Origin of the sequence: Candidatus Nanopelagicus hibericus (assembly GCF_002288005.1) — a bacterium.
Lineage (GTDB): Bacteria > Actinomycetota > Actinomycetes > Nanopelagicales > Nanopelagicaceae > Nanopelagicus > Nanopelagicus hibericus.
Genome location: NZ_CP016771.1, coordinates 1164159 through 1182293, shown reverse-complemented (window position 1 = coordinate 1182293; position 18135 = coordinate 1164159). Strand labels below are relative to the sequence as shown.

The 18135-nt window shown below is 38.3% G+C and carries 16 protein-coding genes and 2 tRNA genes; 12 read left to right on the top strand and 6 right to left on the bottom strand.

Annotation, left to right across the window (positions count from 1 at the left end; translation table 11 throughout):
- Window positions 1-2: 2 nt before the first annotated feature.
- Together B1s21160_RS06090 and B1s21160_RS06405 are read left to right on the top strand one after the other, a co-directional pair.
- Window positions 3-353, top strand: coding sequence for a phage holin family protein (locus B1s21160_RS06090; RefSeq protein ID WP_095672825.1), 351 nt, complete (start codon window positions 3-5; stop codon window positions 351-353).
- A gap of 6 nt (window positions 354-359) precedes the next feature.
- The gene (locus B1s21160_RS06405; RefSeq protein ID WP_190276945.1) at window positions 360-527 is read left to right on the top strand and encodes a hypothetical protein; all 168 of its coding nucleotides are present in this window, start codon (window positions 360-362) and stop codon (window positions 525-527) included.
- On the opposite strand, the gene B1s21160_RS06085 is transcribed toward B1s21160_RS06405, so the two are convergent.
- Window positions 520-1980, bottom strand: a complete 1461-nt coding sequence (locus B1s21160_RS06085; RefSeq protein WP_095672824.1) for an aminopeptidase P family protein — start codon at window positions 1978-1980, stop codon at window positions 520-522. The genes B1s21160_RS06405 and B1s21160_RS06085 overlap by 8 nt on opposite strands.
- A 67-nt stretch (window positions 1981-2047) precedes the next feature.
- Here B1s21160_RS06085 and B1s21160_RS06080 point away from each other — a divergent pair.
- From B1s21160_RS06080 to B1s21160_RS06060, 5 genes are all read left to right on the top strand, one after another.
- A tRNA-Ser gene (locus B1s21160_RS06080) sits at window positions 2048-2140 on the top strand.
- A 37-nt stretch (window positions 2141-2177) separates the two neighbouring features.
- Complete coding sequence (locus B1s21160_RS06075; RefSeq protein ID WP_095672823.1) at window positions 2178-3485, top strand: FAD-dependent oxidoreductase; 1308 nt, start codon at window positions 2178-2180, stop codon at window positions 3483-3485.
- Between the two features lie 33 nt (window positions 3486-3518).
- Window positions 3519-3591, top strand: a tRNA-Arg gene (locus B1s21160_RS06070).
- Between the two features lie 288 nt (window positions 3592-3879).
- Window positions 3880-5418: a hypothetical protein gene (locus B1s21160_RS06065; RefSeq protein ID WP_095672822.1), complete on the top strand. Its 1539-nt coding sequence runs from the start codon at window positions 3880-3882 to the stop codon at window positions 5416-5418.
- A gap of 300 nt (window positions 5419-5718) precedes the next feature.
- Window positions 5719-6438 carry an FkbM family methyltransferase gene (locus B1s21160_RS06060; protein WP_223297953.1) on the top strand — a complete coding sequence of 240 codons (720 nt, stop codon included), beginning with the start codon at window positions 5719-5721 and terminating at the stop codon, window positions 6436-6438.
- 77 nt (window positions 6439-6515) lie between these two features.
- Here B1s21160_RS06060 and B1s21160_RS06055 read toward each other — a convergent pair whose 3' ends face one another.
- The 4 genes from B1s21160_RS06055 to B1s21160_RS06040 form a co-directional block, all read right to left on the bottom strand.
- On the bottom strand, window positions 6516-7205 hold the full coding sequence (locus tag B1s21160_RS06055) for a class I SAM-dependent methyltransferase (protein ID WP_190276944.1): 690 nt from the start codon (window positions 7203-7205) through the stop codon (window positions 6516-6518).
- A gap of 158 nt (window positions 7206-7363) precedes the next feature.
- On the bottom strand, window positions 7364-9148 hold the full coding sequence (asnB, locus tag B1s21160_RS06050; protein WP_095672819.1) for an asparagine synthase (glutamine-hydrolyzing): 1785 nt from the start codon (window positions 9146-9148) through the stop codon (window positions 7364-7366).
- 5 nt (window positions 9149-9153) lie between these two features.
- Window positions 9154-10113: a hypothetical protein gene (locus tag B1s21160_RS06045; RefSeq protein WP_095672818.1), complete on the bottom strand. Its 960-nt coding sequence runs from the start codon at window positions 10111-10113 to the stop codon at window positions 9154-9156.
- Between the two features lie 216 nt (window positions 10114-10329).
- Window positions 10330-11793: a hypothetical protein gene (locus tag B1s21160_RS06040; RefSeq protein WP_150120968.1), complete on the bottom strand. Its 1464-nt coding sequence runs from the start codon at window positions 11791-11793 to the stop codon at window positions 10330-10332.
- A gap of 312 nt (window positions 11794-12105) precedes the next feature.
- Between B1s21160_RS06040 and B1s21160_RS06035 the strand changes: the two genes are divergently transcribed.
- Genes B1s21160_RS06035 through B1s21160_RS06020 form a run of 4 tightly spaced genes read left to right on the top strand, consistent with a single transcriptional unit; the run spans window position 12106 to window position 16377 of the window.
- The gene (locus B1s21160_RS06035; RefSeq protein WP_095672816.1) at window positions 12106-12807 is read left to right on the top strand and encodes a GNAT family N-acetyltransferase; all 702 of its coding nucleotides are present in this window, start codon (window positions 12106-12108) and stop codon (window positions 12805-12807) included.
- Window positions 12804-13907, top strand: a complete 1104-nt coding sequence (gene menC, locus B1s21160_RS06030) for an o-succinylbenzoate synthase (protein ID WP_095672815.1) — start codon at window positions 12804-12806, stop codon at window positions 13905-13907. The genes B1s21160_RS06035 and menC overlap by 4 nt, the downstream gene beginning before the upstream one ends.
- Entirely contained in the window at window positions 13908-15140 is a 1233-nt protein-coding gene (locus B1s21160_RS06025; RefSeq protein WP_150120967.1) for an MFS transporter, read from the top strand. It abuts the gene before it with no gap.
- A gap of 4 nt (window positions 15141-15144) precedes the next feature.
- Window positions 15145-16377, top strand: coding sequence for an MFS transporter (locus B1s21160_RS06020; protein ID WP_095672813.1), 1233 nt, complete (start codon window positions 15145-15147; stop codon window positions 16375-16377).
- Here the strand turns inward: B1s21160_RS06020 and B1s21160_RS06015 are convergent.
- On the bottom strand, window positions 16344-16910 hold the full coding sequence (locus B1s21160_RS06015; RefSeq protein ID WP_095672812.1) for a GNAT family N-acetyltransferase: 567 nt from the start codon (window positions 16908-16910) through the stop codon (window positions 16344-16346). The genes B1s21160_RS06020 and B1s21160_RS06015 overlap by 34 nt on opposite strands.
- A gap of 92 nt (window positions 16911-17002) precedes the next feature.
- Between B1s21160_RS06015 and B1s21160_RS06010 the strand changes: the two genes are divergently transcribed.
- A complete protein-coding gene (locus tag B1s21160_RS06010) occupies window positions 17003-18115 on the top strand; it encodes a S1C family serine protease (RefSeq protein WP_095672811.1) in 1113 nt (370 codons plus the stop codon).
- Window positions 18116-18135 lie beyond the last annotated feature (20 nt).

Sequence of the window (18135 nt, the reverse complement as noted above, 5' to 3'; positions counted from 1 at the left end):
ACGTGAATTTAATTGTTCGCCTACTCTCTGGCGCACTCGCTTTTTGGGCAGCAACCTCCCTCCTTGATGGCATAAGCGTTAATGGTGGTGCCTGGAGCTATCTATGGGTAGCACTCTTGTTTGGTCTAATAAATGGAGTTATTGGCTCATTAGTTAAGTTGTTAACACTGCCCGCTATTTTGTTATCTTTAGGATTATTTGCTTTTGTAGTAAATGCAGCAATGTTGATGTTAACTGCCAGGTGGAGTGATCGATTAGATGTTGTGGATTTTAAATCAGCACTCTTTGCATCTTTGATAATCTCAATTGTTACCACCATTATTAATCGGGCATTTAAGAGCAAGAAGGCTTAATAACAAATGGGTGCTAATAATCAGATGGCCTGTGATTTTTGTAGTGTTCCTTACGATCCAGTTGCAACTAGATGGCTATGCCCAAATTGCCATATGAAGACCAACTGTTGTGACGGTGCGCCTTGTGAGATTGTGGAGGTTAAAACTACAACGAGTGAATTAAAGATTACTTAAGTATTTTTGCCATGTAAGCCTCAACCTCATCTGGGTGACGAGGGAGGGCGTTACTTAATATCTTGGCCCCTGATTCTGTAACTAAAATATCATCCTCAATCCGAACACCAATTCCTCGGTACTCCTCTGGAAATAAGGTGTCATCTGGTTGAATATAAAAACCAGGCTCAACAGTTAAAATCATGCCAGCTTCTAATACAGCTTCGGCGTACTGCTCTTTTCTAGCGTGTGCGCAATCATGCACATCAATACCTAAGTGATGGCCAGAGCCATGAAACTGCCATCTTCTGTGTAAGCCATTTTCTTCTTTTAAAGATTCCTCAGCACTCATTGGCAGCACACCAAGCTCCTCTGCTCCTTTTGCAATCTCAACCATGCAGGCGGCGTGAAAATCCTTAAACTTTGCCCCAGGCTTAACAGCTGCAATTCCTGCTTGTTGAGCCTTATAAACAATCATATAAATCTTACGTTGTGCTTCGGTGAACTTTCCATTTACCGGAAAGGTTCTAGTTATATCCGCGGTGTAATGAGATTCAACCTCAACGCCAGCATCAATTAAAATTAAGTCCCCCGGCAGTACATCACCATCATTTTTAATCCAATGTAATACACAAGCATGAGCGCCAGATGCGACAATGCTTGGGTAGCCATTGTCATTTCCTTCTAATCTTGCTCTGCCATAAAAGGCAGCCTCAATTACTCGCTCACCTCTTGGCACAGAAGTTGCTGCTGGAAAAACACGGACCATATCGGCAAAACCACGAACTGAAGCGTCAATTGCCTTTTGCATCTCATCAATCTCATACTTATCTTTAACAGCTCTCATCACTGAGATGTAGTTTAAGAACTCTTTTTCACTTTCTGTATTCTCTTCAACTAACTTATCAATTGCAGAATCTTCACCACGTACTACCAATGTTTCTTTTTTGTCCTTTAAAAACTCTTCAATTGACTCAATTTGTTTTACCTTAATTCCATATTTTGTTTCAGTCTCTTCCAATGTCATTCTTCTGCCAACCCAAAACTCACCAAATCTTGTGTCCTTATAAAATTCACTATCATTTCGAAGTGACCTTGGGTGAATAAATAACAATGCTTCATGGCCCGATGTAGTTGGTTCCATTACAAATAAGGAATCTGGAACACAATCTGATGCAATTACTCCAGTAAACCAACTAAAGGCTGAGTGAGCTCTGAATTGGTAATCAGAGTCATTACTTCTAACCTTTAATGAACCTGAAGGAAAAATTAATCTCTTGCCAACATATTGTTTAGACAATTTATCTCTGCGTAGTTTTGTGAAGGGAATTGATGGATGGGCTGTAATTCCAGTCAAAGGTGATGGCGCCCAGCCCTCTTTCATAAACTCCGTCATTGCATCAGCAATTGGAATATCGTGGGTTCTCACTTCAACACCCTTTTCATTATTGTTGGAATTACTACCTGAATTCATTTAATAAGTCTACCTAAGAGGTGATAATTGGCTAGAGGTGAGTAAACAGCGGTAATCTTGCACAGTTGGAGACGTCGCATAGCCCGGTCTAGTGCGCCTCACTGCTAATGAGGTTAACCCCTAAAGGGTTTCGGAGGTTCAAATCCTCTCGTCTCCGCCAGAATAAAAAGACGTAAATTTAAGAAGCTGGGGGAAAGTTGCCAACCTATAAAATCGCAATAGTTGGAGCAGGTCCTGCTGGCTACTTCACTGCGCAAGCATTTCAAAAAGCACAATCTGATGATCGCTCATTTGCAATTGACATGATTGAACGTTTGCCAACTCCTTGGGGTTTGGTTCGAAGTGGTGTTGCACCAGATCATCCAAAGATAAAAACAGTTTCTAAGGTATTTGAAAAGATTGCCAAGGAGCCAAACTTTAGATTATTTGCCAATGTAGAGTTGGGTAAAGATGTCTCGCTAAAGGACTTACGGGATCAATATGATGTTGTGGTTTTAGCAACGGGTGCGTCAAAGGGGCGAAAACTTGGGATTCCAGGTGAAGAGTTAAAAAACTCATTATCTGCTGCCGAGTTTGTTCCTTGGTATAACGCACACCCAGATTACGTTGATGTTGAGGTAGATCTATCCTCCGATACAGCAGTAGTAATTGGCGCTGGAAATGTGGCAATGGATGTGGCCCGAATACTTGCAATTGATCCAAGTGAACTTGATTCAACCGATGTGGCAGAACACGCACTTATAAAATTAAAGCAAAGCAATATCCGAACTGTGATTATCTGTGGCAGACGAGGTCCCGAGCACGCAGCCTTTACCGCCCCTGAGCTTCGAGATCTTCCAAAACTTGAAAACACTGATGTCTTTATTGACCCAAAGCAAATAACAGAGGCGATTAAACACATTGAAGAAATGGATGATGTTGAGAAAGATTTAAAAAACAATATCGAAGCAATGAAAACTATTGCAGAGCATGAGAAAAAAGGCGTACCGAGAAAGCTAGAAATAAAGTTTTTATCAACACCACTTGAAATTAAGGGTAGTGGCAAAGTTGAAGAGATTGTGTTTCAGAAAAATAAGGTTAAAAACGGTAAAGTGGTTGCAACTGGTGAGACATTTTCAGTCAAAACCGGATTGGTTATTACAGCCATCGGTTATAACTCAATTGAATATCCTGGCATAAGTATTGAAAATGGGCAGATTACAAATATTGCAGGACATGTGGAACACAATGTTTATGCAGTAGGTTGGGCAAAGCGCGGACCAACGGGAGTGATTGGCACAAATAAAAGTGATTCAAATGATGTAGTTGATTTAATCATTGAAAATCTTAAGGAGCCAAAGACAAGTGAAGGAATTACTGGGTTATTAAAATCAGGGCATGAGGTAATTGATCAAATTGCTTGGGAGAAAATAAATGCCTCAGAGGTCATTTCAGGTGAAATTGCTGGAAAACCACGAGTAAAAGAAGTGGATTGGAAGCAGTTAATAAGTTTGGGTAGGTCTTGATAAATCGCTAGACTTCCGATCGCTTAATACTTTGCGCCCGTAGCTCAACGGATAGAGCATCTGACTACGGATCAGAAGGTTCGGGGTTCGAATCCCTGCGGGCGCACTTTACGTTTCAGTATAAAACTACTGACTTTCTTATTCCTAATCAGAAGCAACTTACTGATCTAGTAATCAGTCCACTTTAGGAGATATTTCTAGCTGGGGTGTATTAACTAGGGGTTAAGAGAAATTGAACAAGGTGGGGTTGGTTAACTTTGCCTCACGCTCAGTTTGCAGAGCTTTCAATTAAATACAGTAATACTTACAAGTTTATATACCCATTTTGCACAACAAATGAGATAGTTGAGACTTAAGAATTCTTTAAATTACCTAAATCTTAGGAGGTCCTGCGATGATCAAGATTGTTAAGGTCATTTTGTTAACAATATCTTTTTCAATTGTTGTGCCTTTTGCAAGTGCAGATACTGATCCATTCCCGGGTGTGGCAAATGGTGCGGAAATTCCTGGAACTAGAGTTTCAGGTCAGCAAGCAATTAGTTGCCCAAGTGGATCAGGCAGTGGAATTGAAGTTAATGCAACGACAAAACAGACGTTTACTTACTGTGTTAAAACTTGGCGACCATCAGCAGCAATTGATGCGGAGGCAAAATATCGTGCTGATTTAGCAGCAGCTCAAGCAGCAGCACTTGCGCAATCACTAGCTTGGAACACAGCAAACCCTGGCCAGCAAAAATGTTTTCAATGGGGACCAATTACTAGTCCAAGTGGTGGAACATCCAGCGGTGGAGTTTGCGCAAACCCAGTTGGAACTGCGCCATCTTCCTCTGGAAGTACAGGTTCAACTCCTGCATCTGAAACTAGAACCGCTACCACGACTCCAACAACCTCAGGCGGAACAACAAGTTCCACATCTGATACTAAAACAGCCACCACGACACCAACGGCAACCGTTCCCGATCCATTGCCAAGTGTTACTAATGGTGCTGAAGTTCCTGGAACTAGAGTTTCAGGTGCACCTGGTCAATCTCAGGTAGATTTTGAGGCATCAAGTGCTTATCAATCTCATACTTGCCCAACTGGTTCTGGTAGAGGTATTGGTGTTGATTTAGCTTTTACTACTGATCGAAGCAAGCACGTGAGATATGTTTATTGTGTCAAAACCTTTAATCCATCAACAGTACAAGAAACTGTCCCTCAAAATAGTGATACTAAAACAGCCACCGTTAGCACCACAAATACCGACACAAAAACAGTTATAACTATTCAAACAGCAGACCCAATACCTGGAGCATCCAACGGGGCAGAATTGCCAGGATCAAGAATTACAAGCTCAGCGGGAATAACTCAAGCTCAATGGGAGGCAACTAATACCTATAAATCCTTTGTTTGCCCTACTGGCTCCGGAAAAGCTGTAGGTGTTGATATGAACTTCACAACTACACGAAGTGATGACAGATGGTTTGCTTACTGTGTAAAGACCTGGATTCAACCAGCAAACCAAAATCCAACTATTACTGACACCAAAACAGTATCGGCAACTACGCAAAGTCCAACAACTGACACTAGAACTGCAACCAGTGGAGCTGCAGGGGCAACTTCCACCACTCCTCAGCAATCAAATGGGGTATTACTGATTCCTATGTCTTCTACAGTTCTGCAAACGCAACAAATACTTACACCTGTCGAGAAAGAGAGTCAATTAGTCACAAACAAAACAAGTAAGAATCAATCATCAGTATCAGTTAATACTGAATTTGCTAACTCCCTACTTCAACTTACAGCTACTAAAAAAGGTGCTAAAACCATAACTCTACCTGTACAAACTAATAGCAAGGGTGATGCCAAACTAAATGTAAAAACAAATCTTTCTGGTTATACAGTTTCATTAAAGGCTGGAAGTGAAACATTAGATAGTGATAAGGTTAAGTAGAAGGACAACTGGATAGAGCATTTGACTTTCTGATTGGGCGTAAGCACAGTCGGAAAGATAGGCAAGTAAAGGTGAGTTTTAGGGAACTAAAAGCTCAGATTTACTGGCCAACTACGGATCAGAAGGTTCGGGGTTCGAATCCCTGCGGGCGCACTTATAACTTGATGTCCAAATCCAGAATTCAAAAAATTTGATTTATACAACCCTTTATCAGAGTACAATCCAAAGGTGTTTTTATATTTGAATAAATTGACAAATCATAACAAAGTGCATTTATTGCGCTATATGCAGTCGAAGTTAATGGGAAAAAATTATTGCAAGTTCATGAATTTATTTCTGAATAAAGAATTTAAGTATGAGTTTAAGGATCATCGATACTATATGGTAGTTAACAACAAAAAATTTTATTTTTTGCGGTCAAGAGTGGATTTATATCATCTTGGTTTTGATGCAAGGATTAAAGGATTAAGCAATTCATATAATTGTGATTTTGTAGAGCTATCTGAAGATGAACTTATAGTCGATGTAGGTGCTAATGCTGGTGAATTCCAATTTTGCTTTCCAAAAAATAATTATATTGGGTTTGAACCATCACCTCTAGATTATGAAATTTTAGAATTAAACAGATTGACTAGTTCTTCCATTTATAATACTTGCATTAGCGATTTTGACGGAGTGGTCAAATTTTATATTTCAACAGAGTCTTCAGATTCTTCAATTTATCAGCCATTAAAAGTAGAACAAGTAATAGATGTTCAGGTATCTAGAATTGACACTCTAGTTAAGCAAAAAATTGGGTTGATAAAAATTGACGCTGAGGGTGCAGAGTTTGAAGTTCTTAAGGGTTGTGATAAGTTGTTTGAAAAAATTCATTACATAACCGTGGACTTAGGTTTTGAAAAAGGAATCACTGAGGATTCGACTTTTCCAGAAGTATTAAACCTACTATACGGAGTAGGTTTCACTGTAATTAAGAATTCTCCTGGCAATCGCTTTTTATTTGTGAATAATAATTTTTGAAACTATTTTTAAAGAATTAAGTCATATGCCTTTTAAGGGCTTTGCAAATAAAGTCAAATGTCTAATAGTAGCTCTAATCAAGTTTGAGGGTGAGGCGGAATTTTAAAAGCTTTTATTGATTCGGCAGGAAAATATCTTGACAGATTAAGCGTGTCAATAGCTAAACTAAATCTAGAAACAGTATCTAAATTTTGAGTGAAATATGCAAGATAGCTCTCAAATTCTGGCTCTAAGTCACCTTTAATTGCCAAACCTAAACCTGAACTCGTTTTTGTAGCTAATTTAAAATCGAATGTATTATCTAAATCTCTCAATTGATTGAAAGATTTCATCAAATCTGTACTAATCACATCGTGAAATACAATAACAGACTTAGCTGACATGTAGCGTTGAAGAATTTTGAATTCAGCAGTTTGTACTTCATCTGTATGGACTGCATCAATTAGACAAAAATCAACGGCTCCTCCTAAATACCTATCAATAATTGCGATTAAATCTTCGGGAGTAGATCCTTCAATCACAGTTTTATGGTGCATGTCTTTTAGCAACTCCCGCGTTACAGCATTCCCATTAACACGAAATTTATCAAGCGCAACTAAATCTGATTCTAGATTTACTAATGATAAAAACAAGGTGCTCACGCCATACGAATTACCAATAACTAAGATTTTTTTTGGCTGTAAAAATCGGCAAATCCCATACAAAAAAGTTGCTTCATCATTAGCAATCCCACCACTTGTAGACTTTAGAAATGTATCATCAGCCACAAAATTAAACTGAGCTCCATTTGTTGGTTGCACAAGATAATTTGAGTACCCGCCCAAAATCTGCAAACCCAAATTTCTGTAGAGTGAATGCATTCTACTAAAAACGACCTCTATTGAAAGCATAAGCAAACCTTACATTGCTTCGATGATAATGTCATTTATTGTTTTTCAAACGATTGATTCAGATGAACAGACCTCAACCAAAAGGAAAGCATGAATAACCTCCATATGAATAAAACTCGGGAATTATCTCCAGCGAGAAATTGATCAAGAGTTTGAGCAATTATAACTTTGTTTAAATGAAAACATTCGATAAATTCTTCGTCTAGAATTTTACTTATCAATAGTTCTCTCAATTCTCCCCTAAACCAAATAGATAAAGGTAAGGAAAACCCTTTTTTAGGTGCTTGTTTTAGAAATGTGGGCAAAGAATCACCAAAAGCAGTTTTTAGTAGAAGTTTATAAGAGCCTTCAATGTTTTTAACTCTATTTGGTATTCTATGGATTTGTTCAAAGAAGATATGGTCTAGAAACGGAGTTCTAGCTTCTATAGAATTCATCATTGAAAGTTTATCTATCATTATGAGAAATTCATCAGTCAATTGTGTTTCCATGTCAAAAAGTGCACTTCTTTTCTCTATTTCTAAATCCTGGTATCTTTGAGCTTTATGAAACAATTTATCTATATACCGCTCACTAGTGTTATCCATAAGCAGATCATTAATCTCATAAGGGTAGATTTTATAGAATTTATTCAAATAATTTAGTTTGAAACTTTCTATATCGTCAAATACATTTGAAGGTAGGTCTGTAGCTCTGTTATAATTTCCAAATAGTTCATCCCCACCCGTACCATTTAAAGCTACTCTATAGCCAAATTTTTTCATTTCCAAAAAAATCTTCCATGAAGGAATACCTCCACCATATGGTTGTTCGAGGTGGCTTACGATATTATTTAGATTAAGAACTAAATCTTGAGGAGTCATTTCAATATTGTTGTAGTTAATTCCGAAAACCTCAGTGAAACCTTTAACTACACTACTTTCATCCCAGCGGGATAGAGAGAAGCCTTTAAACCCCATAAAAAAGGGATTGACCTCAATTTTAGCTTCGAGACACGCGATGAGTACTGATGATGAATCAACCCCTCCTGAAAGTGAAAGCGCAATTGGATAATCAGAAGTAGTCCACCTTGAAATAGCGCTTGTAAATTCTTTACGAACTAAATTAACGGATTCTTCGAAATTAATGTCCCCAAATTCATCGACCGGTGGGGTCCACCAATTATTGATGGTTGATTTCCCCGAAATCATGTCAATATCCATATAACAAGCTGCTTGAAGAGAAATAATGTTTTGATAAACTGTATTGGGACTAGTGATAAACCCTAGTCCCATGAACTCCGCTACAGAATCTTGGCATATCTCATTATTTTTTGATAAAATCTTAATTGCTCTTAGATCAGAAGCAAAAACATATCTACTGCCATTAATTTTAAAATATATTGGTTTCATTCCGAAGCGATCTCGAATAACAAAGGTATGCTGAGTCTTCAAATCTACAATTATTATCGCAAACATTCCATTTATTTGCTCTATAAACTTAATCCCAAATTTTAAGTACATTTGTAAAATCACTTCAGTATCTGAATGGCTAGAATTAAATTTCATTCCTGCTTTTTCCAAGCCATTTCTTAGGTCGCGGGAATTGAAAATTTCACCATTAAATGTGATAACCACCTGACCATCTGAGCTGGTAATTGGCTGGCTACCACCACTCTTATCTATTATTGCTAATCTATTGTTTCCAATTATCACCTTTCCTGATTGCAAAACCTTGTAATTCGAACCATCTGGACCCCTATGGTGCTGAGATTCAAGAGCGTATTTGAAATTCACTTCATCGCATATTTTGTTATCCATTTCAAAAATAATTCCACACATTATTCTTACCCCATACCGTTTAGAAATTTAATATGCCCTACCGGCTTTCCGCTTTTGAGAGCTTTATTCTGGTATTCAATTAAATTTGAGATGTTTCCCAAAGTTATATTCTCTTGAAATACTTTGGGATCTTTCCATTGCTGGCATTCACTCCAACCACCAGCAAAATGAAGAAAGTAATTGTTTATGAGTGCATTCTGAATTGATAAATAGGTGTGATCCGAGTAGCAATCAAAAAATACAGAAGGATAATAATTTGCCGCTTCGTAGCTCCAAATGGATTGAAATTTGTAAGATAGCCAGTTAATTAGAAAGCTATTTTGAGCGAGAAAATTGAAATGAGTTTGATCTCCTCCATTCGTAATTGTGTGAATACTACTATCAACGGTCAAAAAGAATTGATGCATAGTTTTAGAGTGAATTGAAGTATCCATAATAAACATACCTGCGCAGGCATAATCTTCTTGTGCTGCAAGTCCATGATAATTAAATAGGTCTGAGATCCCCATATAAATTGCAGAATCTAGTGGATAACGACCTTCACTACTTTGATTCCTGAACCACGTTAGTTTTTCTAGAGTGGTGGTCCGGCTATATGGCAATCGGTGGAATAGTGAGACAAGACTCATGCTTCCATCTTTGTGAAAATCAAATACGTTTGGCGCTAATGGGCTGATCAAAATATCTGTATCTAAATAACATACTCGTTCAACGTGCGGATAGAATTTTTTTGTATATTCTCCAATCAGAAATTTCTGCCAAGTTGCTTTCTTCCAAGTAACATCGCCCGGTTCAATTAAATCTTTGCAAATTACTATAAGTCCTAATCCATATTTTTTGCAATAACTTGTCCAAAAAGGTAATGCGAATTGTTCCCAATCAGTTAAGTACTTGTCACCTATTGCAATTGTGACTATGTAGTCTCTTTTACCCTTAATTAACTCTTCCGAACAACCTTTCTCCACGAATATAACCTCCTATTTAATATATTAAAGATAGATTAAAACCGACGTAGTTGTAATTCAGAAAGTTATGGGGTAGTCGATGGTTTACGTGTACTAGTTTGAAATTCCAGTGTTGCCACATATTATTCACAGGAGAATTGGACAAATATCCTCGATCAGCACCCGCAGTAATCATCAACTTAGTATAGATACATTTAACCAAAAGGCACTTACTAATTATGGTAATTTCTTTGAAAACAAATCACAAAGTTCGGTATAGAGGTTAGTTTGCCCACTAACAACATGAGTTCCTCGTGCACTTGGATCATTTCTTAAAACTTTACCAATTGGATCGTAAAATAGACTAGGAACTCCAAGTTCTGAAGCAATTATTGCCGTTGATGTAAAGGGAACAGATATAGTCACAAGAGAGTCCTGAATAATTCTATGAGGCGCGATATCTGCATCGACGTAGATGAAATTTTTATACTCCTTTCCTAAAAACTCAATTCCTTGGTAATACTCAGCATCAAAATATCTCGGACTATTTCTTTTCGACTTTAAAACACAAATCTTTCCCAACCTTGCCGAAACTTCTACAATGTCTGTAATAAATTTTAGGATAGAGGATGTATCAAAATACCCACAGTCATACAAGCTTGACCAACCTAAGAATTTTCGTGTTGGTTGAATATCAAAAATAGCTATGTAATTGCCTTTATCTTTCGAATCGATGAATGGTTCCAGCCTGTCGGTCCAAAAAGGGCACCCCACTGCAATTGCTTTGGAATCTGACTGTATGGAGCGCGTTGAAAACAAATACTTTTGGTGAGCATCTAGTGCCCAAACTTCATGCCACTGATTTAAACGATCCCAACCAAATAATTCAATTTCGTTAAGAATTGTTGGAGAAGATGAGGCGCTTAAATTAACATAAATAATTCTGGAGGAATCCAATTTCACTTGACTAAACCAAACGGGCTTTACCCAACTCTCAGATGCAAGAGTAATAAATATTTCTATGTTCTGAATATTTGCTTTATTCAGGAATCTAAATTTATACGCCTCTAGGAAATATCTAAATATAAGGATTAATTCACCCGCCGAAAATCTAAACTTAAATATGGCACTAAATGCAATCAATAAATTTCTAGGCCTGTAATCAAACAAGTTTGCATCTGGTATATTAGAAATTTTTGTTTTAAGAGAATCAATGTTATTGAGATTTAGACCATAGATATTCCCTGTAAAATTCAAGTTTCTCTGTAACCAAACTTCAAAACATTTTTCATCTTCTGAAGTTTTGGTCAAAACTTTTTCATTTAACCCAAATACGAGAATAGATCTTGGGGGAATATCTTGTCGCAAGTTCCACGTAAAACATTTTCTTATAGTGCTATAAATCTGTTTGAAAGAACTCAGAACTTCATAAACCGTCCATAAGAAAAAACTCATATATTTGTTGATTTTCACTCCATTGTTTTCAAAGAAATTCCAATAGTGAGGCGGAAGTGGATAACTTATACTTTTTTGATAAACGCTAGATAAAGTGTAATTTCTAACCAGATGCTCATTGAATATCAGAGTGCTTATTAAGTTACAAGATCTAAATATTTTCATTGATTGAATTAAACCTGAACCGTTACCTGTACTAGCAATTGTAGAGATTAAACTAGATTCATAAAAGATTATTTCATTCATGATTTTACGCAACCTTATTAATTCGCCTTGATTAACTATGAGTTGAAAATTCTGAAACATGGTAGTCTCAAAATATTTAATGTTACGACTTAAAAATACATGTAACCACTGTGGTAAAAACCTAAATTTCATGAAACGAAATTATCATACTTATTTCTTAAATTTCCTGATTAATGCCTGGTTTTCAAAGTTTTTGTTACATTTAACAAAGCTTAGGTGAACTTTAAATTATATAATTATGTTAAAGAAATATGCTTGGGTTGTTAGGAAAATATCTGTTTTGAAGGCATTAACTAAGTATAATAGAGATACATGATTCTTATACGAAAGATTTTGACTTTAACCGAGCAAAAACTGGCGCGTGATATATTTGATAAAACCTGGGCAGGGACTTCAGGTACTGAAATAACACCAAACTTGTTACAGGCAATGGTTAACAGTGGTTCTTACCTCTCTGGTGCATTTATTGATCACAAAATTGTTGGGGCAGCTTTTGCATTCCCTGCAACAAATGGTGGTTTGCATCTTCATTCACACATGACTGCAGTCTTGCCAGAGTTTCGAGACAAAGGTGTTGGTTACGCTTTAAAGATTGATCAATGGAACTGGGCAAAGAAAAAGAATTATTCTCATCTTTCCTGGACCTTTGACCCATTGGTAAGGAGAAATGCAAAATTAAATATTGCAAAGCTTGGGGTTGATATCTCAGGTTACTTTCCTAATTTTTATGGTGATATGCCTGATGCGCTAAATGCAGGGGATGAATCAGATCGTTTGATGGTTTCATGGCGCACAGATATAGATGCACCAAGGGCAAGAGAGTTAATTACAAACCCGGAGCTAGGTGATATTTTGATTGAAATTCCAGAAGATATAGTTGCGATTAGATCTAAGGATCAAAGTGAAAGTATGAAATGGCGCAGGCAGGTTCGGGAAAAATTCATGGCTGCTTTTGAGAAAAATGGCAAAGTTATTGGCTTTTCAGAAAATAATGAATATGTTGTGCGGATATGAGAATTAAAGATATTGAATTAAGAATTATTCAACTACCGCTAGTGCGGCCTTTTAGAACCTCATTTGGCACCCAAACTTCGCGTGAAGTTTTGATTGTGAAGGTAGTGAATGAGAATGGCACAACTGGATGGGCTGAGTGCGTGGCAATGTCTGAGCCTCTTTATTCACCCGAGTACACATTCGCTTGCATTGATCTAATTAAAAGATTCTTACTTCCAGCACTAAAAAAGGCTGGCGATTTTAAGGCCGAAGATGTGGCAACGATTTTAAAACCATTCTTGGGTGGTCAGATGGCAAAAGCTGCACTTGAAACAGCAATTTTAGATGCGCAACTAAGAGATGAGAAAAGATCACTTGCTGCATACCTTGGCGCTACAAAAAGTAAGGTGGAGTGCGGTGTATCGGTTGGGATTGCAAATAATTTAGATACTCTAGTTGAAGAGGTTAAGTCTTATGTTGACGCAGGGTATCGAAGAATTAAATTAAAGATTGAACCAAGTTGGGATATAGAAGCAGTCAAAACTATTCGAAAGATTTGGTCAGAAATTCCATTACAAGTTGATGCAAATCAGGCTTATTCAAGAGATGATGGCAAACATTTAGCAAAACTTGATGAGTTTAATTTATTACTAATTGAGCAACCATTGGATGAGCATGACATTTTGGGACACGCACTCCTTGCTAAAGAGGTTAAGACACCAATCTGCCTTGATGAATCAATAATCTCATTGCAATCTGCCCAAGATGCGTTAGCTCTTCAAGCTACAACTGTTATCAATATTAAACCGGGCAGGGTTGGTGGTTACTTAGAGTCGGTGAAGATTCATGATTTGTGTGTGAAAAGTAAGATTCCAGTTTGGTGTGGTGGAATGTTAGAGACAGGTATTGGTAGAGCTGCCAATTTAGCTCTTGCTGCTCTTCCTGGTTTTACATTACCAGGGGATACATCAGCCTCTGCTCGATACTTTAAACAAGATATAACAACACCATTTGTGATGGATGATGGTTATTTGACTGTGCCAACTGGGGATGGAATTGGTGTTACTCCTGATATGAACTTTTTAGATTTAATTACTATCTTCAAAGAGATAATTCTTTAAGTGAGTAATACAACGAACGATAAGTTACCTCAAAAAGCGCGGGTAATGTTGCTGGGCATAGCGTTATCAGCACTGGGTAATGGCTTAGTGCTTCCTTACACATTTATATATTTTCATAATATAAGAGGCTTTCCAATTGCTGTGGCTGGTTTCATCGCAAGTTATGGTGCACTCTCCGCCCTTGCTATCTCACCTTTGGTTGGTAATTTAATTGATAAATGGGGTCCAAAGCCGGTGCTAATAACCTCACTATTAGTGAGTTCAGTTGGTTACTGCTCGCTAAGTTTGGTGAAAACAATACCGCAGGCTTTTTTAGTCACAACAGTGTGTGCGATGGGCCAATCTGCAATGTGGCCATCGCAAAGTGCAATCTCAACTGAGTTAACACCAGAGCATTTAAGAGAGCGAATATACGGCGCCCAATTTGCCATGTTAAATCTAGGTATTGGAATCGGCGGCCTAGTGTCATCTTTGGTGGTCACACTAGATAATCCAAGGACCTTTGAATTACTTTTTATTGGAGATGGTATCTCCTACCTCATCTATTTAGCGGTGGTTTTAACCTTGAAGGATGTTGGTAGGCGAAGTGTTAGTGAGAGGATTGAACGGGCCAAGCTTGCTGGTGGCTGGGCTGATGTAATAGCTGATAAAACATTTGTAAAGTTTTGGTTTGTTGCAATGTTTGCTGTCTTATTTAGTTACAGCCAATTAGAGGTGGGCTTTACCGCTTTTTCAACATCGATTTCAGGGCTTGCGCCAAGAGATTTAGCTTGGGCATATGCGCTAAATACTTTTATAATTGCCGCTTTTCAACTTTGGGTAAATAAAAAATTACTGTTAGTAAAACGTAAGTCAGCGATCTCTGTTGCAGTTCTACTGTGGGCGCTAGCCTGGGTTGCCCTGGCTGCAAGTGGTGTATTTAAAGGTAATGCTTTATTTTTTGTGATTTTATGCCAATTCATCTTTGCCTTTGGTGAGATGATTTGGTCGCCAATTTTGCCATCAGTTGTTAATCAATTAGCACCTGATCATCTACGGGGGCGATATAACGCAGCTGGGACAAATGCCTGGCAGATCTCACTGATTGCCGGTCCATCTATTGCTGGCACCATGCTTGGCTTTGGTGCCCATTGGTATTGGCTTGGTGGCTTAATTACTGGTCTTATAGTCATAAGTGTTGCCGCTTCCCGTTTAAAACTACCTGATCGGCCAACCGCTGATATGCAAAGATAGATGGGTGTTAACCAAAGAGGTCTTAGCTCATAAGTATGTCAAAAGATTATTTCTTGCGCGCTTTATTTCTAACTTTGGTAATGGTATGGGTCCAATTGCTCTAGCTTTTGGAATATTAGCCCTACCAAATGGTTCTGCAAATATGTTGGGCTTGGTACTGGGTGTAACCACTGTTCTGTTTTTAATTATGCTGCCCTTTGGCGGAGTAATTGCAGATAAATATGGCAGAGCCAGAATGGTTGGCTTAACCGATATGGCAGCTGGTTTAGTTCTATTCATCCAAGTTTTTTACTTTGCTAATGGGAGTGTTCCAATTGCAGTACTGCTAATTACAAATGGTTTTTTTGGTTTGATGTGGGGAATTTTTTGGCCAGCATTCTCAGGTCTTATGCCAGCGGTATTACCAGAGGCTGGACTTCAAAAAGGAAATGCTTTGAATGCGTTTATGACTAATGGCGGGGTCATTTTGGGGGCTGCGGCTGCTGGACTATTGATTGAATTTTTTGGTGTGGCCTTCACCTTAGCAATTGATGCGGCAAGCTTTTTTATCTCAGGGGTAATGATTTTCACTTTTCGTCACTTAACGCCAAGGGCTGAACACACAGAAAATACAATGCTGGATGACCTACTTCATGGCTGGAGAGTATTTCTATCATTTCGCTGGATTGTTATTATTGTTGGCGCCTTCTCATTTATTGTAATGTGTTGGGCTGCTGCTGAAAATGTTTTAGGTCCACTAATTGCACTTGAACACTTCAATGGCCCAAAATCTTGGTCATTTGTAATAACTGCAGAATCCGCTGGATTAATTGTTGGATCCATCATTGCCATTAAAGTTAAGCCAAAGTATCCATTGCGCTTCTTAATGCTCTCATCTTTTACTATCACTTTCTATATTTGGTCACTTGCCAAACCTCAATCACTTTTGATGATTGCATTTGGTGCTTTTTTATTTGGGATCACCTTAGATCTTTGGGGAACACTTTGGAATACAGCTCTTCAACGAAAGGTGCCACGAGATTCCTTATCTAGAGTCTCATCCTTTGATGCGATGGGATCGATGATGTTTAGACCAATTGGGCTTGCAATTGCTGCGCCCTTTTCAACCCTGCTCGGGATTGAAAACTTTCTACAGATACTTGCAGCAATTACCGTGGTGGCAATTATTGTGCCATTGCTTGATCCGCAGGTTAGAAATATGGGTTATGACGATTTACCCAAAAAATTAGCTAGGTAATTTTCACTAGATAATTCATAGATTTGCTCTAAGCCATCTCTTTCATCCATCTGCTCTCCAACTAATTTGAATCCTAGATTTTTAATTATGTGTTGAGATACTAAATTATCTGGTGAAACGGTATAACGAAGTGTTTTAACTTGTGGGTCATTAACTATCCAACTCCACATCCCATGCAGAATCTCTTGGCCATACCCTAAGTTTTGATATGCCTTATCAACCCCAAAACCGATCTCAATCATGCCGGCTGAATCTGGTGCATTATGAAAGCCAGCAGAGGCAATAATTATTGAACTCTGCTTTAAGACAGCAACTCGAAGAAGATATTTTGCCCATTCGGGATTCATTGCAACTCTTGGAGTGCGATACTCAAGTGGATTTGGATTTGTAGCAAAATATTTAATCTGATCGGTGAAGCCACGTTTTAGCCATAAATCTGGGTGGGTGAGATCTTGTTGCAGCAGGAGGTACTCATCAGGCAGAACGGTATGAAGGTGAAGTCGCTTTGTGGTGATCATCATATTTTGGTCCATTACTCAACTTTACTGCAGGAGTTTCTCAGAAAAATCTCAAGTAAACTACCTACTCTTAGCAGGCTTATTAATCACAGATATCAAAGGATCAAATGAAGAGCACATCGTTTAAGTTATTAATTGGTTTTATTATTGGCGCAGTCACTGTGGGTGGATACGCCATTGCGATCCCAAATAATGTGCCGGTGGTCAAAGCGTGTATTGATAACAAAACTAAAGCTCTTTATGTCTCAAGTAATGGCAGCTGTCCAAAAGGACGCAGCGCAGTAGATATTGGCGCAACTGGGGCTAATGTAAAAAGTATTGCCCAGTCAGTATCTCCTTCAGTTGTTTCCATCAAGGTTACATCCACCCTTGGTAGTGGCTCTGGTTCTGGATCAATCTATAAATCCACCTCCTCCCTTTCCTACATCATCACCAACAACCATGTGATTGAAAGTGCTGCAACTACAGGCAAGATAGAAGTTGAGTTAAATAACGGTGATATTTATGTTGCAACAATTGTGGGTAGAAACTCAGAGTATGACTTAGCTGTTGTCTCAATCAATAAAAGTAATCTGCCTGAAATTCCAAAAGGAGATTCATCATCTCTAGCAATAGGGGATGTGGTAATTGCCTTTGGCTCACCCCTTGGTTTATCTGGCACAGTAACTAGTGGAATTGTTTCAGCGTTAAATCGTCCAGTGACTACTGGTTCAACCACAGCTGAGAGTTATATGGATGCTATTCAAACTGATGCGGCGATTAATCCAGGTAATTCTGGTGGGCCATTAGTTGATTCACAGGGCAGAGCAGTTGGTGTTAACTCAGCTATCGCAACCCTTGGTTCCTCCTTTGGTCCATCTGGAAATATCGGTTTAGGTTTTTCAATACCATTTAATCAAGCAGTGCGTATTGCAGATGAGTTAATTGCAACTGGAAAATCAACCAAACCATTTCTTGGTGTCTTATTTGATACTACCTATACCGGAGTTGGCGCTCGAATTGCAATGATCACACCAGGTCAAGCTGCAGATAAAGCAGGGCTTACCGTTGGAACAATTTTGAAAAGCATTGATGGTTTCAAGATAAATGATGCAGTCAGCGCAATTGTTCGAGTAAGAAGCCGTGTGCCAGGAGATCAAGTAGTTATGGTGATACAAACACCAGCTGGTGAATCTAAAACATTAAATATCACGCTAGGTTCTGCTCCCGCACTTCCATAAGTTCTATACTCCTTATATTA